The 21,088-nt window shown below is 73.2% G+C and carries 19 protein-coding genes; 9 read left to right on the forward strand and 10 right to left on the reverse strand.

What is annotated here, in order from left to right:
* Positions 1-119 precede the first annotated feature (119 nt).
* Complete coding sequence (gene erpA, locus ACFYOJ_RS07050; protein WP_356555379.1) at positions 120-476, reverse strand: iron-sulfur cluster insertion protein ErpA; 357 nt, start codon at positions 474-476, stop codon at positions 120-122.
* Between the two features lie 251 nt (positions 477-727).
* On the opposite strand from erpA, the gene nadA reads away from it, so the two are divergent.
* On the forward strand, positions 728-1,912 hold the full coding sequence (gene nadA, locus ACFYOJ_RS07055) for a quinolinate synthase NadA (protein ID WP_356555380.1): 1,185 nt from the start codon (positions 728-730) through the stop codon (positions 1,910-1,912).
* Positions 1,913-1,999: 87 nt separating this feature from the next.
* Here the strand turns inward: nadA and ACFYOJ_RS07060 are convergent, their stop codons facing one another.
* The 5 genes from ACFYOJ_RS07060 to ACFYOJ_RS07080 form a co-directional block, all read right to left on the reverse strand.
* Positions 2,000-5,107 carry an efflux RND transporter permease subunit gene (locus ACFYOJ_RS07060; RefSeq protein ID WP_356555382.1) on the reverse strand — a complete coding sequence of 1,036 codons (3,108 nt, stop codon included), beginning with the start codon at positions 5,105-5,107 and terminating at the stop codon, positions 2,000-2,002.
* 152 nt (positions 5,108-5,259) lie between these two features.
* The gene (locus ACFYOJ_RS07065) at positions 5,260-5,946 is read right to left on the reverse strand and encodes a response regulator transcription factor (RefSeq protein WP_356555383.1); all 687 of its coding nucleotides are present in this window, start codon (positions 5,944-5,946) and stop codon (positions 5,260-5,262) included.
* A complete protein-coding gene (locus ACFYOJ_RS07070; RefSeq protein ID WP_356555385.1) occupies positions 5,943-7,175 on the reverse strand; it encodes a histidine kinase in 1,233 nt (410 codons plus the stop codon). The genes ACFYOJ_RS07065 and ACFYOJ_RS07070 overlap by 4 nt, the downstream gene beginning before the upstream one ends.
* A gap of 165 nt (positions 7,176-7,340) precedes the next feature.
* Positions 7,341-7,625 (reverse strand): hypothetical protein, encoded by a 285-nt coding sequence (locus ACFYOJ_RS07075; RefSeq protein WP_356555386.1) that lies wholly within the window; start codon positions 7,623-7,625, stop codon positions 7,341-7,343.
* A gap of 20 nt (positions 7,626-7,645) precedes the next feature.
* Positions 7,646-8,431 carry a PspA/IM30 family protein gene (locus ACFYOJ_RS07080; RefSeq protein WP_356555388.1) on the reverse strand — a complete coding sequence of 262 codons (786 nt, stop codon included), beginning with the start codon at positions 8,429-8,431 and terminating at the stop codon, positions 7,646-7,648.
* Between the two features lie 232 nt (positions 8,432-8,663).
* Here ACFYOJ_RS07080 and ACFYOJ_RS07085 point away from each other — a divergent pair, with 232 nt between their 5' ends.
* The 3 genes from ACFYOJ_RS07085 (at position 8,664) to ACFYOJ_RS07095 (ending at position 11,320) form a co-directional block, all read left to right on the forward strand.
* Positions 8,664-9,341, forward strand: a complete 678-nt coding sequence (locus tag ACFYOJ_RS07085) for a DUF3043 domain-containing protein (protein ID WP_356555543.1) — start codon at positions 8,664-8,666, stop codon at positions 9,339-9,341.
* An 83-nt stretch (positions 9,342-9,424) separates the two neighbouring features.
* The gene (locus ACFYOJ_RS07090; RefSeq protein ID WP_356555545.1) at positions 9,425-10,162 is read left to right on the forward strand and encodes a methyltransferase domain-containing protein; all 738 of its coding nucleotides are present in this window, start codon (positions 9,425-9,427) and stop codon (positions 10,160-10,162) included.
* Between the two features lie 69 nt (positions 10,163-10,231).
* Complete coding sequence (locus ACFYOJ_RS07095) at positions 10,232-11,320, forward strand: trypsin-like peptidase domain-containing protein (protein WP_356555390.1); 1,089 nt, start codon at positions 10,232-10,234, stop codon at positions 11,318-11,320.
* 48 nt (positions 11,321-11,368) lie between these two features.
* Here ACFYOJ_RS07095 and ACFYOJ_RS07100 read toward each other — a convergent pair whose 3' ends face one another.
* Entirely contained in the window at positions 11,369-11,581 is a 213-nt protein-coding gene (locus ACFYOJ_RS07100) for a hypothetical protein (RefSeq protein ID WP_356555392.1), read from the reverse strand.
* A gap of 170 nt (positions 11,582-11,751) precedes the next feature.
* On the opposite strand from ACFYOJ_RS07100, the gene ACFYOJ_RS07105 reads away from it, so the two are divergent.
* Entirely contained in the window at positions 11,752-12,951 is a 1,200-nt protein-coding gene (locus tag ACFYOJ_RS07105) for a bifunctional adenosylcobinamide kinase/adenosylcobinamide-phosphate guanylyltransferase (RefSeq protein WP_356555393.1), read from the forward strand.
* Here ACFYOJ_RS07105 and ACFYOJ_RS07110 read toward each other — a convergent pair.
* On the reverse strand, positions 12,940-13,695 hold the full coding sequence (locus ACFYOJ_RS07110; RefSeq protein ID WP_356555395.1) for a class I SAM-dependent methyltransferase: 756 nt from the start codon (positions 13,693-13,695) through the stop codon (positions 12,940-12,942). The two genes, ACFYOJ_RS07105 and ACFYOJ_RS07110, sit on opposite strands and share 12 nt — an antisense overlap.
* Before the next feature lie 148 nt (positions 13,696-13,843).
* Between ACFYOJ_RS07110 and cobT the strand changes: the two genes are divergently transcribed.
* Positions 13,844-14,971 (forward strand): nicotinate-nucleotide--dimethylbenzimidazole phosphoribosyltransferase, encoded by a 1,128-nt coding sequence (gene cobT, locus ACFYOJ_RS07115; protein WP_356555397.1) that lies wholly within the window; start codon positions 13,844-13,846, stop codon positions 14,969-14,971.
* Between the two features lie 190 nt (positions 14,972-15,161).
* On the opposite strand, the gene ACFYOJ_RS07120 is transcribed toward cobT, so the two are convergent.
* A complete protein-coding gene (locus ACFYOJ_RS07120; protein ID WP_356555399.1) occupies positions 15,162-15,908 on the reverse strand; it encodes a hypothetical protein in 747 nt (248 codons plus the stop codon).
* Positions 15,909-15,994: 86 nt separating this feature from the next.
* Between ACFYOJ_RS07120 and ACFYOJ_RS07125 the strand changes: the two genes are divergently transcribed.
* Positions 15,995-16,777 carry an adenosylcobinamide-GDP ribazoletransferase gene (locus tag ACFYOJ_RS07125; protein ID WP_356555401.1) on the forward strand — a complete coding sequence of 261 codons (783 nt, stop codon included), beginning with the start codon at positions 15,995-15,997 and terminating at the stop codon, positions 16,775-16,777.
* A gap of 3 nt (positions 16,778-16,780) precedes the next feature.
* On the opposite strand, the gene ACFYOJ_RS07130 is transcribed toward ACFYOJ_RS07125, so the two are convergent.
* Positions 16,781-17,566 (reverse strand): endo alpha-1,4 polygalactosaminidase, encoded by a 786-nt coding sequence (locus ACFYOJ_RS07130; protein ID WP_356555402.1) that lies wholly within the window; start codon positions 17,564-17,566, stop codon positions 16,781-16,783.
* A 254-nt stretch (positions 17,567-17,820) separates the two neighbouring features.
* On the opposite strand from ACFYOJ_RS07130, the gene ACFYOJ_RS07135 reads away from it, so the two are divergent.
* The gene (locus ACFYOJ_RS07135; RefSeq protein ID WP_356555404.1) at positions 17,821-19,347 is read left to right on the forward strand and encodes a leucyl aminopeptidase; all 1,527 of its coding nucleotides are present in this window, start codon (positions 17,821-17,823) and stop codon (positions 19,345-19,347) included.
* Positions 19,348-19,657: 310 nt separating this feature from the next.
* A complete protein-coding gene (lpdA, locus tag ACFYOJ_RS07140) occupies positions 19,658-21,046 on the forward strand; it encodes a dihydrolipoyl dehydrogenase (protein WP_356555406.1) in 1,389 nt (462 codons plus the stop codon).
* Positions 21,047-21,088: the final 42 nt, after the last annotated feature.

Below are 21,088 nucleotides of genomic sequence, written 5' to 3' on the forward strand. Positions count from 1 at the left end.
GGGGCGGGGGGCGCCGGCCCCCGCCGGGGGGGGGCGGCCCCCCGCCCGGGGCCCCCGGGGGGGGGGGGCCCCGGGCCCCCCCCCCCCCCCCCCCCGCCCTTCGTACGGTGTCGCGCGGCTCAGCTGAAGGAGTCGCCGCAGGCGCAGGAGCCCGTCGCGTTCGGGTTGTCGATCGTGAAGCCCTGCTTCTCGATCGTGTCCACGAAGTCGATGGTGGCGCCGCCCAGATACGGGGCGCTCATGCGGTCGGTGACGACCTTGACGCCGTCGAAGTCCTTCACGACGTCGCCGTCGAGCGAACGCTCGTCGAAGAAGAGCTGGTAGCGCAGGCCGGAGCAGCCGCCGGGCTGGACGGCGACGCGCAGCGCCAGGTCGTCACGGCCTTCCTGGTCGAGCAGGGCCTTGACCTTGGCCGCGGCGGCGTCGGTCAGGATGATGCCGTCGGTGACGGTGGTGGTCTCGTCCGATACGGACATCTACATCTCTCCCGGGTTGTACGGAGACTGCTTGCCGACGGTTCCAACCGGCGGGGCCGCGGATTCATTCCGGGACGGACCCGTGGTGTGCTCCTCGGCCTTCTCCTCATGCTCGCACATGCCCGTCGGCGCGGACAGCGGCCCGGGAACCGGGATTCACGTCACATCGACACGATGGGCATCGTCAAAGTGACGTGAAGCGGTTATGATATATAGCGTCAGTTCGACGAAAACTAGAAAGGGTGCGTGTCGTGACCACCGCCCAACCCCAGGAGCTCGACGTGCAGCCGTCGCCCCTCGCCCTGCTGCTGCTCGGCCGCGAGGCCGACCCGAGGAGCGAGCGCGGCGTGGAGTGCCCCGGCGACCTGCCCTCGCCCTCCGACCCCGACCTGGTCGAGCGCGCCCGCGCGGCCAAGGAGAAGCTCGGCGACAAGGTCTTCGTCCTCGGGCACCACTACCAGCGCGACGAGGTCATCCAGTTCGCGGACGTCACGGGCGACTCCTTCAAGCTGGCCCGGGACGCGGCCGCACGCCCGGAGGCCGAGTACATCGTCTTCTGCGGTGTGCACTTCATGGCCGAGTCGGCCGACATCCTGACCTCCGACGACCAGAAGGTCGTCCTGCCCGACCTGGCGGCCGGCTGCTCCATGGCGGACATGGCGACGGCCGAGCAGGTCGCCGAGTGCTGGGACGTGCTGACCGAGGCCGGGATCGCCGAGCAGGTCGTGCCCGTCTCGTACATGAACTCCTCCGCGGACATCAAGGCGTTCACCGGCAAGCACGGCGGCACCATCTGCACCTCCTCCAACGCCGAGCGGGCCCTGGGCTGGGCCTTCGAGCAGGGCGAGAAGGTGCTGTTCCTGCCCGACCAGCACCTGGGCCGCAACACCGCGGTGCGCGACATGGGCATGTCCCTTCAGGACTGCGTCGTCTACAACCCGCACAAGCCGAACGGCGGACTGACCGCCGAGGAGCTGCGCGCGGCGAAGATGATCCTGTGGCGCGGTCACTGCTCGGTGCACGGCCGCTTCAGCCTCGACTCGGTGAACGACGTGCGCGAGCGGATCCCGGGCGTGAACGTCCTGGTGCACCCCGAGTGCCGGCACGAGGTCGTGGCGGCGGCGGACCACGTCGGCTCGACCGAGTACATCATCAAGACCCTGGAGGCGGCCCCGGCCGGTTCCAAGTGGGCGATCGGCACCGAGCTGAACCTGGTCCGCCGGCTGGCGAACCGTTTCGCTCCCGAGGGCAAGGAGATCGTCTTCCTCGACAGGACGGTCTGCTTCTGCTCGACGATGAACCGCATCGACCTGCCGCACCTGGTGTGGGCGCTGGAGTCCCTCGCCGAAGGCACCCTCGTCAACCGGATCGAGGTCGACAAGGAGACCGAGGCGTTCGCGAAGCTGGCGCTGGAGCGGATGCTGGCGCTGCCGTAGCCTCCGGCGGTCGTACGGACAAGGTCGTACGGGCAAGGGGGCCGCACCCCGTGGGATGCGGCCCCCTTCGTCATGCGGCCGGGCCGGTCAGACCTGTGCCGGCTCCGGTTCCTCGGAGACCTCCGGCTTCGGCTCCCGCTTCGCCGCCCGCTTCCTCGCGCGCCGCTCCTTGCGCAGTTCCAGCATCGCGTAGAGCGTCGGGACCAGCAGCAGCGTCAACAGCGTCGAGGTGATCAGACCGCCGATCACGACCACGGCGAGCGGCTGGGCGATGAAGCCGCCCTCGCCGGTGACGCCCAGCGCCATCGGGAGCAGGGCGAAGATCGTCGCCAGGGCCGTCATGAGGATCGGGCGCAGACGGTGACGGCCGCCCTCGATCACGGCCTCCACGACGCCGTACCCCTGCCTGCGGTACTGGTTGATCAGGTCGATCAGCACGATCGCGTTGGTGACCACGATGCCGATCAGCATCAGCATGCCGATCATCGCGGGGACGCCCATCGGGGTGCCCGTGGCGATCAGCAGACCGATCGCGCCGGTCGCCGCGAACGGGATGGAGACCAGCAGGATCAGCGGCTGGGCCAGCGACCGGAAGGTGCCGACCAGCAGCATGAACACGATCGCGATCGCCGCGAGCATGGCCAGGCCCAGGTTGGCGAACGCCTCGTCCTGGTCGGCGGTGACGCCGCCGATCTCGGCCGTGGCGCCGGCCGGCAGGTCCAGCGCGTCGATCCTCGACTGGAGCTCGGTGCCCACCGCGCCGGTGTTGTCGCCGGTCGGCTTGGCGGTGACGGTCGCCGCGCGCTGCCCGTCGATGCGGGTCATCGACACCGGGCCGTCCACCAGCTCGACCGTGGCGATGTCACCGAGCCTGACCGCGCCCAGGTTCAGCGCCTTCAGCTCGGCCAGCGTCCGGGCGGGCTGCGCCGAGCGGATGACGACGTCGCGCTCGGTGTCGTCCAGGACCGCCTTGGCGGCCGGGGTGCCGCGCACCGCCTGGCCCACGGCCGCGCCGAGGGTCTGGTCGGTGAAGCCTGCCTCGGCGGCCTTCGCGTTGGCCTTGACCGAGATCCGCGGCACGCTCTGGGACAGGTCGCTGGTGACGTCGGTGACGTCGTCGAGGTCGGCGACCGTCTCGCGGACCTGCTCGGCGGCCTCGCGCAGCACCTGCGCGTCGGCCGCCTTGACGACCACGCTCAGGTCCTGGCTGCCGAAGCCGTCACCGGCGGCGACCGTGGTGGTGCCGATGCCGTCGAGCTTCGCGAGCCCGGCCTCCAGGCGGTCCTGGACGTCCTCGGACGACGCGGAGTCCTCCAGCATCACCTGGTACGAGGCCTGGTTGGTGTCCGTGCCGCCGCCGAAGGCGGCCATGAAGCCGGACGAGCCGATGGTGACCTGGTAGTCCTTGACGCCCTCGGTGTCGCCGAGCAGCTTCTCGACCTTCTTCGCCTGGGCGTCGGTCGCGGCCAGGCTGGTGCCCGGCTCCAGCTCCTGCTTGACGCTGAGGACCTTCTGCTCGCCCGCGTCGAAGAAGTTCGTCTTCAGCAGCGGCGCCATGCCGAAGGTGCCGGCCAGGACGACGACCGCGACGGCCACGCTGGTCAGACGGCGGCGGGTGGCGAAGCGCAGGACGGGGACGTACAGGCGCTGCAGGCGGCTCTTCGCCTCCTTCTCCTCGGCCAGGCGCCGTGCCTCGTCGGCGTCCTCGGGGGTGCCCTTCGGGGCGCGCAGGAACCAGTACGACAGCACCGGCACGACCGTCAGCGACACCAGCAGGGACGCCAGCAGCGCGGCGGTGACGGTGAGGCTGAAGGAGCCGAACAGCTCGCCGACCATGCCGCCGACCAGACCGATCGGCAGGAACACGGCGACCGTGGTGAGCGTCGAGGAGGTGACCGCTCCGGCGACCTCGCGGACGGCCTTGAGGATGGCCTCCTGGCGCTCCTCGCCGTAGCCGAGGTGCCGCTTGATGTTCTCCAGGACCACGATCGAGTCGTCGACGACGCGGCCGATGGCGATGGTGAGCGCGCCCAGCGTCAGCATGTTCAGCGACAGGTCGCGCGTCCACAGCACGATCAGCGCCAGCACCACCGACAGCGGGATGGAGACGGCGGTGACCAGGGTGGAGCGGACGGACGCCAGGAAGACCAGGATGACCAGGACGGCGAAGACCAGGCCGAGGGCGCCCTCGGTGGTCAGGCCCTCGATGGCCTGGGAGACGGCCGGGCCCTGGTCGCTGACGACGGTCAGGGTCGCGCCGGAGCCGAGCTGCTCGCGCAGGCCGGGGAGCTTGTCCTGGACGGCCTTCGAGATGGCGACCGCGCTGCCGTCGTGGTCCATGGTGACGGCGACGGCGAGGGACGGCCTGCCGTTGGTGCGGGTGAGGGAGTCGGCCCTGGCCTCCTCCTCCTCGACGGTGGCGACGTCGCCGAGGCGCACCGGCTTCTTCACGCCCTCGCCGGTGACCATGAGGTTCTGGATCTGCTCGAGCGAGGTGAAGCCGCCGCCGACCTGGACGGTGCGGTTGGCGCCGCCCTCGTCGAAGGAGCCGGCCGGGACGGTCGCGCCGCCCGCCTGCAGGGACTGGGCCAGCGCCTGCGGGCTCGCCCCGGCCTTCGCGAGCTTCGCCGGGTCGGGGGTGACGGTGACCTGGAGGTCGCGCACGCCGTCGACGACGACCTGGGCGACCCCGTCGATGTCCTTCAGCTCCGTCACGACGGTCCTGTCGAGCTGGTCGGCCAGGGCCTGCTGGTCCTTGTCCGAGGTGACGGCGAGGACGACGGTCGGGATGTCGTCCGTCGAACCGGAGACGACCTGCGGGTCCACGCCGTCCGGGAGCTGGGCGCGGGCCCGGTTGACGGCCTGCTGGACGTCGGCGACGAGCTGCTGGGTGCCGTTGCCGTAGTCGAAGGACGCCATGATCACGGCGTTGCCCTCGGCGGCCGTGGAGGTGATGCCCGAGATGCCGTCGACCGCTTCGAGGCTGTCCTCGATCGGCTCGACGACCTGCTTCTCGACCACGTCGGGCGGGGCGCCCTGGTAGGGCGCCAGCACGGACACCATGGGCAGTTCGATGGTGGGCAGCAGCTGTTGTTTGAGCTGGGGGACGGCGATCGCCCCGAAGACGAGCGCGACGATCGACATCAAGCCTATCAGGGCCCGTTGCGCGAGGCTGAATCTCGACAGCCAGGACATGGATCAGGGTCTCTCTTCTGTGGCCGAGCGGAGGAAGGGCACACGTGAGCGCCCACCCCACACCCTGTGCCATGGGCGGCCCCGGTTCCCTAGGCCCCAGGTCCATTTCCTTATGCGGCGCATACTCCCGCCGCAGTACGGCCGGGCCGGGGTCACTCCACCCTCGGACGTACCAGGCCGGACTCGTACGCGGTGACGACCAGTTGGGCGCGGTCGCGGGCGCCCAGCTTGGCCATCGCCCGGTTGACGTGGGTCTTGACGGTCAGCGGACTGACCTCGAGGCGCTCGGCGATCTCGTCGTTGGAGTGGCCTCCGGCGACCTGCACCAGTACCTCGCGTTCCCGCCCGGTCAGCGAGGCGAGCCTCCCCGCGCGGTCCGGGTCGCGGTCCGCGCCGTCCGCGGCGCCCTCCTGGGCGAGGAAGCGGGCGATGAGCCCCTTGGTGGCGGCCGGGGACAGCAGCGCCTCGCCGCCTGCCGCGACGCGGATCGCGCTCAGCAGCTCCTCCGGTTCGGCGCCCTTGCCGAGGAACCCGGAGGCACCGGCGCGCAGCGACTGCACCACGTAGTCGTCGACCTCGAAGGTGGTCAGGATGACCACGCGGACGTGGGCGAGAGCCGGGTCGGCGCTGATCGCGCGGGTGGCGGCCAGGCCGTCCGTGCCGGGCATCCGGATGTCCATCAGCACCACGTCGGGACGCTGTTCGGCGGCCAGCCGTACCGCCTCGGCGCCGTCGGACGCCTCCCCCACCACCTCCATGTCGGGCTCGGAGTCGACCAGCACCCGGAAGGCGCTGCGCAGCAGTGCCTGGTCGTCGGCGAGCAGGACACGGATCGTCATACGGACTCCCCCGCGGCGTCGGTGCGGCCCTGGACCGCGTTCTCGACGGGAAGGATCGCATGGACCCGGAAGCCGCCTCCGTAGCGGGGACCGGTGGTGAGGGTGCCGTCCACGGCGGTGACGCGCTCGCGCATGCCGAGCAGGCCGTGGCCGCCGCCACCGGCGGCGGGGGCCGCCTCCCCGGCGCCGTCGTCGAGGACGGTGACCTCGATGCGCGGTCCCACCCGGACGATGCTGACCTCGGCCCTCGCCCGCGGGCCGGCGTGCTTGTGCACGTTGGTCAGGGCCTCCTGGATGATCCGGTAGGCGGCCAGGTCCACGGCGGTGGGCAGGGTGGTGCCCTGGTCGGTGCGGGCCACCTCGACGTGCAGTCCGGCGTGGCGGAAGGTGGCGACGAGTTCGTCGAGGCGCTGGAGGCCGGGCGCGGGCTCGGTCGGGGCCCTGGGGTCGTCGGACTGGCGGAGCAGGCCGACGGTGGCGCGCAGCTCGTTCAGCGCGGACCGGCTGGCCTCCCGTACGTGGGCGAGGGCTTCCTTGGCCTGGTCGGGCCGCTTGTCCATGACGTGGGCGGCGACGCCGGCCTGGACGTTGACCAGGGCGATGTGGTGGGCGACGACGTCGTGCAGGTCGCGGGCGATGCGCAGTCGTTCCTCGGCGACGCGGCGCCGCGCCTCCTCCTCGCGGGTCCGCTCGGCCTTCTCGGCGCGTTCCCGGATGGCCTGCACGAAGGCGCGGCGGCTGCGGACGGCGTCCCCGGCGGTGGCGCCGATGCCGGTCCAGGCGAAGACGGCGAGGTTGTCCTGCGCGTACCAGGGCAGGGGGCCGGCCAGCATGGCGGCGCCGGTCAGCACGGCCATGGTGAGCAGGCCGACCCGCCAGGTGGTGGAGCGGTCGGTGGTGGCGGCGACGGTGTACAGCGCGACGACGGCGGACATGACGACCGGGGCGCGGGGGTCGCCGGTGACGCACTCGACGACCGAGAGGCAGCCGGTGACCCCGAGGACGGCCATCGGGGCGCGGCGGCGCAGGACGAGCGCGGCGGCGCCGAGCCCCATGAGGACGAGGCTGAGCGGGTCGGGGGTGCGCATGTCCCAGGTGACGCCGTCGGGGCCGTGCGGATCGGCGAAGGAGCCGGCCACCATGCACACCAGGACGGCCGCGGCGAGGGCCGCGTCCAGGGCACAGGGGTGCGCGGCGAGACGGCGGCGGGCGCGGGCGAAGGTGCTCACGCGTGTTCACGGTATCGGTGTGGACGCCGGTGCGTGCGGCACCCTGCGTTACCGGTGGGCGGACCGAGGGCCGCGCCCCCGGGTCCCCGCTTCGGCCTGGACGGCCTCGTCCTCGGTCTCCCCCGCGACGGGCTGACGGTGTCCCGCGTCTTGGGAGCTCTCGTCTCAGGAACCGTCCGGAATGAGGCCGTCGTCGCTCAGGAGTTCCCGGACCTCCTCCAGGGTGGCGTCCGGGGAGGGGAGGATGAGGTCGGACGGCTCCAGGGAGTCGTCGGGCAGGGGTTCGCCCAGTTCACGGACCTTGGCCAGCAGGGCCTGGAGGGTCGCGCGGAAACCGGGGCCGTCGCCCTTCTCCATCTCGGCGAGGAGCTCGTCGTCCAGCTTGTTCAGCTCGGCGAGACGGCCGTCGGCCAGCGTCAGCTGTCCCTCCCCCATGATCCGTACGATCATGTCGCCCTCCTAGGCGTGCCCTACTGCTTGTCGAAACGCGGAGTGTCCTGCGGCTGCTGCTGGGGCTGCGCCTGGCCCTGGCCGCCCTCGATGGCCTGCCGGTCGGAGGTGCTGCCTCCGGCCAGCTCGGCCTTCATGCGCTGCAGTTCCAGCTCCACATCCGTACCACCGGAGAGCCGGTCCAGCTCGGCCTGGATGTCGTCCTTGTGCATGCCGGAGGGGTCGTCCAGGGCACCGGAGGCGAGGAGTTCGTCGATGGCGCCGGCCCGCGCCTGGAGCTGCGCGGTCTTGTCCTCGGCCCGCTGGATGGCGAGGCCCACGTCGCCCATCTCCTCGGAGATGCCGGAGAACGCCTCGCCGATGCGGGTCTGCGCCTGGGCGGCGGTGTAGGTGGCCTTGATGGTCTCCTTCTTCGTCCGGAAGGCGTCCACCTTGGCCTGGAGGCGCTGGGCCGCGAGGGTGAGCTTCTCCTCCTCGCCCTGGAGGGTGGCGTGCTGCGTCTCCAGGTCGGTGACCTGCTGCTGGAGGGCGGCGCGGCGGGACAGCGCCTCGCGGGCCAGGTCCTCCCGGCCCAGCGCGAGCGCCTTGCGGCCCTGGTCCTCCAGCTTGGACGACTGGGACTGGAGCTGGTTGAGCTGGAGCTCCAGGCGCTTGCGGCTGGTCGCCACGTCGGCGACGCCGCGGCGCACCTTCTGCAGCAGCTCCAGCTGCTTCTGGTACGAGTAGTCGAGAGTCTCGCGCGGGTCCTCGGCCCGGTCCAGGGCCTTGTTGGCCTTCGCGCGGAAGATCATCCCCATACGCTTCATGACACCGCTCATGGGCTTCGCGCGCCCCCTTCTGGCCGACTCCAGCTCCAGCGACTGCAACAGAACCCACAGTACGGGCCCTGCATCCATTACCGCACTGTCCGGGGGCGGATGCGCTCATCCCCAAGGACGACTGTGCACGCCCCCCGTCCGGCGTGAGGAGTAGGTGCTCCCCGCAGGGACGTCCCGGACCCGGCGCCCCGGGCCGTACGCAACGTCCCCTCTTGTCCTCATACAGACGTCCGGTGTTGCCGGATCGTTCCCCACCGGGCTGGGGTCCACACCCCCTCACCCCGTACCCTTGGGTTTTGTGTTCCGTAGCCGTGCCAAGGAAGAGAAGGCACCGAGCCTCGTCAAGACGCCGGTGACCGACTCCAAGCAGCCCCGCGACCCGCAGGCCCCGAAGGGCAGGCCTACGCCCAAGCGCAGCCAGGCCCAGTCCCAGCGCCGCAGCGTCGCCAACACGCAGATGACGCGCAAGGAGGCCGCCAGGCGTCAGCGCGAGGAGCGTCGCGCCGCGCTGGAGCGGCAGCGCCAGGCGCTGGCCAACGGCGACGAGCGGTACCTGCCCGCCCGTGACAAGGGCCCGGTCCGCAAGTTCGCGCGCGACTTCATCGACTCGCGGTTCAACATCGCCGAGTACTTCCTGCCGATGGCCGTGATCATCCTCGTGCTGAGCATGATCCGGGTGGCGTCGCTGCAGAACGCCGCGCTGCTGCTGTGGCTGGTCGTGATCGTGCTGATCGTGCTCGACTCGCTCGTCACCGGCTTCCGGCTGAAGAAGCAGCTCGCCGAGCGCTTCCCCGACGACCGCAGGCGCGGCGCGGTCGCCTACGCGCTGATGCGCTCCCTGCAGATGCGCCGGCTCCGGCTTCCCAAGCCGCAGGTCAAGCGCGGGGAGCGGCCCTGAGCACCACGCCGTTCACCCAGGGCGCGGCCGACGCCCGGTTGGAGAAGCCGGGCGGTCTGCGCGACGTCGTACGGCAGGAGCTGGTGGCCCGGCAGCTCGACGAGCAGATCATCGGCCGCTTCCCGGTCGGCAAGCGGCTGCGGGTGCTCGACGTCGGCATGGGCCGGGGCACCCAGGCGCTGCGGCTGGCGCGGGCCGGGCACCAGGTGACCGGCCTGGAGCGGGACGCGACGATGATCGCGGTGGCGCGTGAGGCCCTGGCGGGCCAGCCGGAGGGCATCCGGGAGCGGATGCGGATCATCGAGGGCGACGGCCGGGACACCGGCGTGCACTTCCTGCCGGGCAGCTTCGACGTGGTGCTGTGCCACGGCGTCCTCATGTACGTCGAGGAGCCCGACCCGCTGCTGGCCGGGCTGGCCCGCATGCTCGCCCCGGGCGGCCTGCTGTCGCTGCTCGTGCGCAACGGGGACGCGCTCGCCCTGCGCCCGGGTCTGCGCGGCGACTGGGCGGGCGCGCTCGCCGCCTTCGACACGACCGCCTGCCTCCCCCATTCTCGAACCGACTCGAACGGGGAGACCCCCACCCGCCTCGGCGTGGACGTCCGCGCGGACCGGCTGGCGACGCTGACGGCCCGCCTCGCCGGCATCGGCGCCCCGCTGCACACCTGGTACGGCGTGCGGGTCTTCACGGACACGGCACCCGACGGCGCGGCGGCCCCGGAGGACCTCGAGACCCTGCTGGCCGTCGAGGAACGGGCCGGCCGGACCGACCCGTACCGCGGCGTCGCGGCTCTGCTGCACCTGTGCGGGGTGCGGGGATAGCTTCCCGGCGGGCGCCCGTTCGGGTGCTTCCCGCAAGCAGCGCGTCCGGGCCGCCGTGAGACTCGGGGCATGGACGTCTCCCGCCCCCGCGTGCCCCGGTTCCGTGCCCCCGCCGCCGTGCTGGCGTGTTCCCTGGCGCTCGTCGCCGGGTGCTCCGCGGCCGGCCGGGACTCCGGTGCCGGCACCGGCGGTGAGCGGGCGGGCTCCGCGACCCGGGCCGCCGCCCCGCTCGCGGCCGAGGACCTGCAGAGCGGCTACCAGCGGGTGATCGAGGACGTCCTCCCGTCGGTCGTGCAGATCCAGGCCGGGGAGGACCTGGGGTCGGGGGTCGTGTACGACGGCCGGGGGCACGTCGTCACCAACGCCCATGTCGTCGGGGACCAGCGGACCTTCCGGGTGACGACGGCGCACAGCGAGGAGCCGTTGTCCGCGCGGCTCGTCTCCTCCTACCCGGAGCAGGACCTCGCCGTCATCAAGCTGGACGAGGTGCCCCAGGGGGTGAAGGCGGCCGTGTTCGGGGACTCCTCGAAGGTCGAGGTCGGGCAGATCGTGCTGGCGATGGGCTCTCCGCTCGGGCTGTCCTCCAGCGTGACGCAGGGCATCGTGTCGGCGACCGGACGGACCGTCACCGAGGGCAGCAGCGGCGGCGGTACGGGCGCGACACTCGGCAACATGGTGCAGACCTCGGCGGCCATCAACCCGGGCAACAGCGGCGGCGCGCTGGTCGGCCTCGACGGGCGGGTCATCGGCATCCCGACGCTGGCCGCGACCGACCCCGGCATGGGCGGCAGCGCGGCACCCGGCATCGGCTTCGCGATCCCGGCGTCGATGGTGCGGACGGTCGCCGACCAGATCATCAGGGACGGCAGGGTCACCGACTCGGGCCGGGCCGCACTCGACATCACCGCCCGTACGGTCGTCGGCGAGGACTACCGCCCCGCGGGCGTGGCGGTCGTCAGCGCCGAGGACGGCGGTGCCGCGGACCGGGCGGGCCTGAGGGCCGGGGACGTCGTCACCCGGCTCGGCGGCACGGACATCACCACGATCACCTCCCTCGCCGAGGCCCTGGCGTCGATGCGGCCCGGCGACCGCACGAAGGTGACGTACACCCGCGACGGCGACGAGCGCACCGCCGAGGTGACACTGGGCGAGCAGTGACGCCGGGGAGGGCGGCCCGCGGTGGCGGGCCGCCCTCCTGGCGGCCGGTCAGGCGTCCTCGGCGTGCAGGCTCATCGGCCCGTAGATCTCCGTGGAGTCCTCGAAGAGCCGGACCTGGTCCGTGCCGCCCTCCTTGAGCTCCTTCCAGTGCTCCCCGATCCAGGACTCGGCGTCCCCTTGCGTGGTGAACTCCTCGGGCTCCACCGCGGGCCGGACCTCCGTCCCGTCGGCCGTCTCGAACCGCCACGTCCATGCCGCCATGTACGCCTCCAAGAGGTGAGCATCTGCAGATCGGGGGCCGGACACCCCGGTCCGGCTCCCGTCCGCAGCCTATGCGCTGCGCCGGGCCCGTCGGGGAGGACCGGGGCAGGACGGTGCTCCACGGGGGCCTCGGGCGCGCACGTCGCGGGGCGACCGGCGAAAATCGGGGCGTGGACGTGACTCTGCTCGGCACCGGTGCCCCCGCGGGACTCCCCCGCCCCGACTGTTCCTGTGCGGCCTGTGCCGTGGCGCAGGGCGAGGACGCGCGCGCGGCGACCGCGCTGCTGGTGGACGGGGCGCTGCTCCTCGACCTGACGCCCGGTGCCGTGTTCGCCGCCGCGCGGGCCGGGCACTCCCTGGGCGGCGTACGGCAGGTGCTGCTGTCGCACCCGCACGACGGTCCGGCCGTGGAGGTGCCCGCCGGGCTGCCGCAGCCGGGGCGGGTGCCGGACGGGCGGGAGCTGGCGCTGCTGACCGGGCACCGGGTGCGGGCGGTGGCGATGGACGCGCCGGGCACCGGGTACGCCGTGACCGGTCCGGACGGGCAGCGGCTGCTGTACCTGCCGCCGGGCGGGGCGCCGGCCGGGCCGGCGGAGCCCGCCGAGCCCTACGACCTGGTCCTCGCCGACGTCGTGGGACGCCCGGACGCGCTCGCGCGGCTGCGGGCGGTGGGCGCGGCGGGGCCGACGACGGACGTCGTCGCCGTCCATCTCGGCCACGACGTGCCGCCGGGCCGGGAGCTGGCGCGGCGGCTCGCGGCGGCGGGGGCGCGGGCGGTGCCGGACGGGACGACGCTGCTGGTGGGCGTGTACGAGGACGTGCCCGACGTGCCGCGGCGCACGCTGGTGCTGGGCGGGGCCCGCTCGGGGAAGTCGGTGGAGGCCGAGCGGCGGCTGGAGTCCTTCCCGGACGTGCTGTACGTGGCGACCGGCGGGTCCCGGGGCGGGGACGGCGAGTGGGCGGCCCGGGTCTCGGCGCACCGCGAGCGGCGGCCGGGATCCTGGCGCACCGTCGAGACCTGCGACCTGGTCCCGCTGCTCGGGGAGGACGGGCCGCCGCTGCTCGTCGACTGCCTGTCGCTGTGGCTGACGGACGCGATGGACGCCGTCGGGGCGTGGGACGACGCGGAGTGGGCGGGCGGCGGCGAACGGGCCCTCAGGGAACGGGTGCGGGAGCTGACGGAGGCGGTGCGCGCGACCCGGCGCACCGTCGTCGCCGTGTCGAACGAGGTGGGGTCGGGGATCGTGCCGGCCACCGCCTCGGGCCGCCGTTACCGGGACGAACTCGGGCGGCTGAACGCGGCGTTCGCCGGTGAGTGCGAGCAGGTGCTGCTGGTGGTGGCGGGCCAGGCGCTGGTGCTACGGGGCTGACGGCTCCTTGCGGGCGACGAGACGTGCGTCCCTCGGGCCGGTGAGGACCGTGCAGCCGCGGGCCTCCAGTTCGGTGCGCAGAACGGCCGGGTGCGGCGTGCCCGGCGGCAGGGGGAACAGGCGGCGCGGTCCGGCGGGGCCGAGCAGCAGATGGCCGCCGGGGCGCAGCACGTGGAGGGCGGCGCGCAGTTCGGCGCGGGGGTCGGGGACGCGTTCCAGGTGGCCGAAGAGGCTGACCACGTCGTAGCGGGCGCGGAGCCGGGCGGTGATGTGCGGGTCCGTCAGCCGGCCGACGTACGCCTCCTCGATCCGGCCGGCCGCGCGGGCCCGCAGGACGCGGTGGGTGGGGTCCACGCCGTCGAACGCGGTGTACGGGAAGTACGCGCGTGCCGTACGGGGGAAGGCGGCGTCGCCGGTGCCCACGTCCAGCCAGCTCTCGGGCTCGGGGCAGCGGCGGAGCACGGCGCGGGCGGCCAGGGCGTGTCCGAGGCGGCCGGCGGCGCGGACTGCGGGGTGCTCGGGCCGGGGCCCGGGCGGGGGGTTGCGGAAGGCGTGCCGGCAGTCGAGGCACCGGTCGAGGACGGAGCGGGCGGGTGCGCCCCGCCGCGGGTCCTGGCGGCCGGGCCGGGAGCGCAGTCGCCGCGAGCCGCACCAGGGGCAGTCCGCGCGGTGCGGGCCGTGGAGGGGGACGGGGGGCACCGGGGGCACGGGAGACGGCACCGAGGGGGTGGAGGGCGCGGACATGGGCGGCTCCCGACAGGCGGAGGAACATACGACGATCCAGCGCAAAACGTTACGTACGGGATGGCGGTCCGGAGGGCAACGACGCCGGACCGGCGCGGTGCGGATATGACCTCCGTGGGGTTCGGCCGGGGCCGGTACTGTTCGGCGAATGAGCTCGCTGAATCTCGACGACTTCACCGATCTGATCGAGCGCCCCGACGGCGCGGTACGCCGCGACGCCGAGGCGCGCCGGGAGCGCCAGGTCGTACCGCCCGGGGCGCTGGGCAGGCTGGACGACCTGGGCGAGTGGCTGGCCGCGGCGCAGTCCGCCGTACCGGTGCGGCCGGTCGGACAGCCCCGGGTGGTGCTCTTCGCCGGTGACCACAAGGTCGCCGAGCTGGGCGTGTCGGCGCGGCCCGCGGGCAGCGCGGGCGACCTGGTGCGCGAGGTGCTGGAGGGCGGGCGGCCCGTGTCCGTGCTCGCGCGGAGCCAGGGCGTGCCCGTGCGGATCGTCGACATGGCGCTGGACTGCGATCCGCAGACGCTGCCGGCCGAGGTCGTGAAGCACCGGGTGCGGCGCGGCGGCGGGCGCATCGACATCGAGGACGCGCTGACCCCGGAGGAGGCGGAGGCCGCCTTCCGGGCCGGGATGGCGGTGGCCGACGAGGAGGCCGACTCCGGTACGGACCTGGTGGTGCTCGGCGACGTCAGCGTGGGCGGGACGACGGCGGCGGGCGTGCTGGTCGCGGCGTTGTGCGGGACCGACGCCTCGGTCGTCACCGGCCGGGGCGGACTGGCCATCGACGACCTGGCGTGGATGCGCAAGTGCGCGGCGATCCGCGACGCGCTGCGACGGGCGCGGCCGGTGCTCGGCGACCAGCTGCGGCTGCTGGCGACGGTGGGCGGTGCCGACCTCACCGCGATGACGGGCTTCCTGCTGCAGAGCGCGGTGCGGAAGATGCCGGTGCTGCTGGACGGAGTGGTGGCCGCGGCGTGCGCGCTGGTGGGCCAGCGGGTGGCGTTCCGGGCGCCGGACTGGTGGCTGGCTGCGCACGACAGCGGGGAGCCGGGGCAGGCGAAGGCGCTGGACCGGATGGCGCTGGAGCCGCTGCTGACGCAGGGCGTGACGGTGGGTGAGGGTGCGGGGGGTCTGCTGGCGTTGCCGCTGGTGCGGGCCGCGGCGGCGCTGGCGGCGGAGCTGCCGGAGGTCTCCGACGGGGGTGCGGGGGTCTCCGACAAGGGCGCTGAGGTCTTCGACGAGGGTGCAGGGGTGTCCGACGAGGGTGCGGGGGCGTAGGCGCCGGCGTTTGCCAGGTGCCCGGTGCGGGTGTGGGCCGGGGGTGGGTCGCGTGGCCCGGCGTTGCGGGGTGCCTCCCCCGGAGGGGGACTCCCATGAGCGGGCCCCCAGTGCCCTGGGGGTACCTCCCAGGCCGTTCGGGCACTGGGGGAGGCACGACTGCCCGCAGCTGGGGCGGGGGCCCCGCAGGTCAGGGGGGCGGGGGGTTCGGGCGGCCGCCGATCCAGTTCTGGAGGGCGCGCCGCGGGCCGGTCCAGCGGCGGTCGTGGCGGTAGGCGCGCAGGCGGGACCTGGCGCGGGCGCGCGGGCGGCTGCCGTAGAAGCGGCGGGCCCAGAAGGAGCCGGGGCGGGCCAGGCGGACGGCGCCGATCAGGGCGACGAACGGGACGATCACGCCGAAGACCGCGAGGCGTGTCTTGCCCTTGGCCAGGGAGAGGAGGGAGAGGACGAAGTTGCCCGCGACGGTCGCGATGACGTTGGCGCGGTCCTGTCGCTCGTCCTGGGAGACGCCGTCGACGCCGAACGGCGCGAAGCCGGCGAGGACCAGACCGACCAACGCCGCGGTGACCACCACGACCTCCACGCTCTTGCGGCCGGCTTCGGTCCAGTAGACGTCGTCGAGGTGCAGGATCAGCGCGAACTCGTCCAGGACGAGGCCCGCCCCGATGCCGAAGACCACCGCCGCGAGGGCGGACCCGAACCCGTGCCGGCCACCGGCGACCGCGCCGAAGCCGCCGGCGACGGTGAGGACGACGCCGGGGACCACGTGGTGGATGTGCACGCCCCCCGTCTCGACGTTCCCGAACGGGCCCTTGCCCGCCCGGATCAGACGGGTGACCGTCCGGGTGATCACGAACGTCAGCACGAAGGCGCCGAGGGCGAGGAGCAGTGGCAGCTTGCCCGGTTCCACGATGTCCCGATGCCACCAATCTCCCATATGAGCAGATTAGGGCGAGGTGCCCGGATGCCGCAGGTTCCCCGGGCGGCGGAGGCGCCGCGGGGAGCGCCGGGTAGTCTGCGCCGGTGTCCAGGACCCCCTCCTCCCACGGCCTCCGGTTCGCCTTCGGCACTCTCACCGTGTTTCCGGTGCGGGTGACCCGCTGGGACCGCGGGGCGGCGCGGGGCGGCATGCTGTGCGCTCCGCTGGCCGGGCTGGCCGTCGGGGTCCTCGCCGCCGCCGTCGGGCTGGCGTTGCTGTTCCTCGGTGCCGGCGCCCTGCTCGCCGCGGTCGCGACCGTCGCCGTGCCCGCCGTGCTCACCCGGGGGCTGCACCTGGACGGGCTGGCCGACACCGCGGACGGGCTGGGCAGCGGCAAGCCCGCCGAGGACGCGCTGCGGATCATGAAGCAGTCCGACATCGGGCCGTTCGGCGTGCTCGCCCTCGTCCTCGTGCTGCTGGCCCAGGTGGCCGCGCTGGCCCAGGCGTACGAGGGCTCGTGGGCGCGGGGCGCGCTCGCCGCCGTGGTGTCGGGGGCGGCCGCCCGGCTGGCGCTGACCCTGGCCGCCCGGGCCGGGGTGCCGGCGGCGCGTCCGGAGGGGCTGGGCGCGGCGGTCGCCGGGACGGTCCCGGCGGGCGGCGCACTGGCCGTCGGCGCCGCCGTCACGGCGGCCGGGGCGGTGGCGGGCGCCTTCCTCGGGCCGTACGACGCGGTCCGTACGGCGCTCGCCGTGCCGGGTGCCGTCGCCGTCGCCGAACTGCTGCTGCGGCACTGCGTCCGCCGCTTCGGCGGGGTCACCGGTGACGTGTTCGGCGGGGTGGCGGAGGCGGCGGCGACGGCCGCGCTGGTCGTCATGGTGCTGGGCTGACGCTCAGCAGGCCTCGCGCCAGGCCCCCAGTTCGTACTTCTTCAGCACCGAACTCAGCCGCAGCGCGCGGGAGTCGGCGCAGAAGCGGTCGGCCGGCAGCTCGTACTCGGCGTGGAAGACGGCCTTGTCCGCGTCGATGAAGGGCTTGTTGGCGGCGCACTCGCCGTACTGGGCGCACTGTTCGTTGACCGCGAAGTCGAAGTCGTCGACCAGTTCCGGGATCTGGTCGAGGTCGTTCTTCAGGCCGACGGCCATGCCGCGGTCGTGGGCGAGTTCCGCGATCAGCCGGTTGTAGCGGAGCTGGTCGCCGGCGGTGAGCGGGAAGCCGGTGTCGTTCCGGTAGCCGTCCATGTTGTCCGGTTCGACGGCGTCGAAGCCCTTGTCGCGGCACATGTCGAGACGCTCGGCCATCAGCGGCTCGAGGACGTCCGTCGCCCGGATGTCGAGCCAGCGCTCGCCCTCCCAGCCGTTGCCCTTGCCCAGCACCGCCTTCGGGAACTTCCCGGCGTCGGGGCGGAAGTCCTCCCAGGCGCCGGTGGAGACGTAGCAGACGACCTTGCGGCCGTCGTCGTGCAGGCCGGCGACCGTGGCCTTCGTGTGGTCGAAGCCGTCGATGTCGTAGACCGGCACGTCGACGGAGGTGTCGAGGGTGCCGCTGAGCTGCCACTGCCAGGCGGTGCCGGGGCGCGGCCGCCAGTGCCCGGCGTCGCTCCGCTCGTCGTCGGGGGAGGCCGGCGAGCAGCCCGCGAGCAGCAGGAGAAGGGCCGTCAGCAGGACCGGGCGTCTCATGGGCGTGCTCCAGGAATGCGGGCAGGAATGCGGGGGCGGCGTACCCCGGAATGATCCCTTACGCCCCCGCGGCGCGGGAAACACGGGACGGGGGAGGGAACCGGCGGCGGTGCGAGCGTAGGCTCGTGCCGGGTGTTCGCCTGTCCAGGCGAGGACCGCATCGCAGGAGGGCTCCAGGGTCGGTTGTCGGGCCCGGTCGACCCACCCGCATTCGGCCACTCAGGAACTTCGTACGGAAGCGAGATTTCACCACCGTGACTGCTCTCACTCTCTCCACCGCCGCGGTGCCCGGCCTGCGGGCCGACGCCATCGTGATCGGTGTCGCCAAGGGCGCACGCGGCCCCGTCGTCGCACCGGGCGCCGAGGCCGTGGACAAGGCGTACGACGGCCGCCTCGCCGGCGTGCTGGAGACCCTCGGTGCCTCCGGCGCCGAGGGCGAGGTGACGAAGCTGCCCGCGCCGTCCGGTTTCAAGGCACCCGTCGTGGTGGCGGTGGGCCTGGGGGCCGAGCCGGAGAAGGACGCCGGTTTCGACGGCGAGGCGCTGCGCCGGGCCGCCGGTACGGCCGCCCGCGCGCTCGCCGGTTCGAAGAAGGCCGCGTTCGCGCTGCCGCTGGCCGACGGCGCCGACGCCGGCGCCGTCGGCGAGGGCGTGCTGCTCGGCGCGTACTCCTTCGACGCCTACAAGGCGGAGGCCAAGGGCGCCAAGGCCAAGGACGCCAAGGCCCCGCTGGCGGAGGCCGTACTGCTCGGCGGCAAGCCCCGCGACAAGGCGTACAAGGCCGCGGTCGAGCGTGCCGTGGCCGTCTCCGAGGAGCTGAACCGCGCCCGCGACCTGGTCAACACCCCGCCGAACGACCTCAATCCGGAGGCGTTCGCGGCGGTCGCGCAGGCGGCGGCGAAGGAGCACGGCATCAAGGTGCAGGTGCTCGACGAGAAGGCGCTCGCCAAGGGCGGCTACGGCGGCATCCTGGGTGTCGGCGCCGGTTCGGCGTCGGGCCCGCGGCTGGTGAAGCTGTCGTACACCTCGCCCAAAGCGAAGAAGACCCTCGCCTTCGTGGGCAAGGGCATCACCTACGACTCGGGCGGCATCTCGCTGAAGCCGGCCGGGCACAACGAGACGATGAAGTGCGACATGGCCGGTGCCGCCGCCGTGTTCGCCGCGGTCGTCGCCGCCGCGCGCCTCGGCCTGGAGGTCAACGTGACCGGCTGGCTGGCGCTGGCCGAGAACATGCCGTCGGGCTCCGCCACCCGCCCGGGTGACGTGCTGCGCATGTACAGCGGCAAGACGGTGGAGGTCCTCAACACCGACGCCGAGGGCCGGCTCGTGCTCGCCGACGCGCTGTGGGCGGCCTCGCAGGAGAAGCCGGACGCGATCATCGACGTGGCGACCCTGACCGGCGCGATGATGCTGGCGCTGGGCAGCCGGACGTACGGCGTCATGGCGAACGACGACGCGTTCCGCACCGCGGTGTACGAGGCGGCCGAGGAGGTCGGCGAGCCGGCGTGGCCGATGCCGCTGCCGGAGCACCTGCGCAAGGGCATGGACTCGGCGACCGCGGACATCGCCAACATGGGCGAGCGGATGGGCGGCGGGCTGGTGGCCGGCCTGTTCCTGCGGGAGTTCGTCGGCGAGGGCATCACCTGGGCGCACCTGGACGTCGCGGGTCCGGCCTTCAACGAGGGCGGTCCGTTCGGCTACACGCCGAAGGGCGGCACGGGTACGGCGGTGCGGACGCTGGTGCGGGTCGCCGAACTGGCGGCTGCGGGTGACCTGGGCTAGGGGCGCCTGAGAGCTCGGGGCGCGGGTGATTCCGGCGGCCGCGGGTCCGTTGTGGCTCGTCGCGCCCACGCGGCGAAGCCGCAGATCGGACACAGCCTGCGCCCCCGAGGGCGTCTCCGCTCCCTTCGCCGCAAGCGAACGTGGGGCGTCTCACACACCGGCCCCACGTCTCGTCGGTCCCCCACAAGTGCGAAGATGGGCTCGGCAGGACAGGGCCCCCACCTAAGGGCCGAGAACAATGAGCGGCCGGACACCAGCCGCCGACCGGTCACTGGAGACCGGCGTGGCGCACATGCATGGAGGACGTGACGTGGCGAACGACGCCAGCACCGTTTTCGACCTAGTGATCCTCGGCGGTGGCAGCGGCGGTTACGCCGCGGCCCTGCGCGGGGCGCAGCTGGGCCTGGACGTCGCCCTGATCGAGAAGGACAAGGTCGGCGGTACCTGCCTGCACAAGGGGTGCATCCCCACCAAGGCCCTGCTGCACGCGGGCGAGATCGCCGACCAGGCCCGCGAGAGCGAGCAGTTCGGCGTGAAGGCCACCTTCGAGGGCATCGACGTGCCGGCCGTCCACAAGTACAAGGACGACGTGATCTCGGGCCTGTACAAGGGCCTGCAGGGGCTGATCGCCTCGCGCAAGGTGACGTACATCGAGGGTGAGGGCCGGCTGTCCTCCCCGACTTCCGTGGACGTGAACGGCCAGCGCATCCAGGGCCGCCACGTCCTGCTGGCGACCGGCTCCGTGCCGAAGTCGCTGCCGGGGCTGGACATCGACGGCAACCGGATCATCTCCTCCGACCACGCCCTCGTCCTGGACCGTGTGCCGAAGTCCGCGATCATCCTGGGCGGCGGCGTCATCGGCGTCGAGTTCGCCTCCGCGTGGAAGTCCTTCGGCGCCGACGTCACGATCATCGAGGGCCTCAAGCACCTCGTGCCGGTCGAGGACGAGAACAGCTCCAAGCTGCTGGAGCGCGCCTTCCGCAAGCGGGGCATCAAGTTCAACCTGGGCACCTTCTTCGAGAAGGCCGAGTACACCCAGGACGGCGTCAAGGTCACCCTCGCCGACGGCAAGGAGTTCGAGGCCGAGGTCCTGCTCGTCGCCATCGGCCGCGGCCCGGTCTCGCAGGGTCTGGGCTACGAGGAGGCCGGGGTCGCCATGGACCGCGGCTACGTCCTGGTCGACGAGTACATGCGGACCAACGTGCCGACCATCTCGGCCGTCGGTGACCTGGTTCCGACGCTGCAGCTCGCGCACGTCGGCTTCGCCGAGGGCATCCTGGTGGCGGAGCGGCTGGCCGGTCTGAAGACCGTCCCGATCGACTACGACGGCGTGCCGCGGGTGACGTACTGCCACCCGGAGGTCGCCTCCGTCGGTCTCACCGAGGCCAAGGCCAAGGAGATCTACGGCGCGGACAAGGTCGTCTCCATCAAGTTCCCGCTGGGCGGCAACGGCAAGAGCCGCATCCTGAAGACCGCCGGCGAGATCAAGCTCGTCCAGGTCAAGGACGGTGCCGTGGTCGGCGTCCACATGGTCGGCGACCGCATGGGCGAGCAGGTCGGCGAGGCCCAGCTGATCTACAACTGGGAGGCGCTGCCGGCCGAGGTGGCCCAGCTCATCCACGCCCACCCGACGCAGAACGAGGCGCTCGGCGAGGCGCACCTGGCGCTGGCCGGCAAGCCGCTCCACATGCACGACTGACCCCTTCGGTCTTCGGGCGCGACGACACAGACTTCCGCAATT

It is taken from the genome of Streptomyces sp. NPDC006384 (genome assembly GCF_042870695.1).
Lineage (GTDB): Bacteria > Actinomycetota > Actinomycetes > Streptomycetales > Streptomycetaceae > Streptomyces.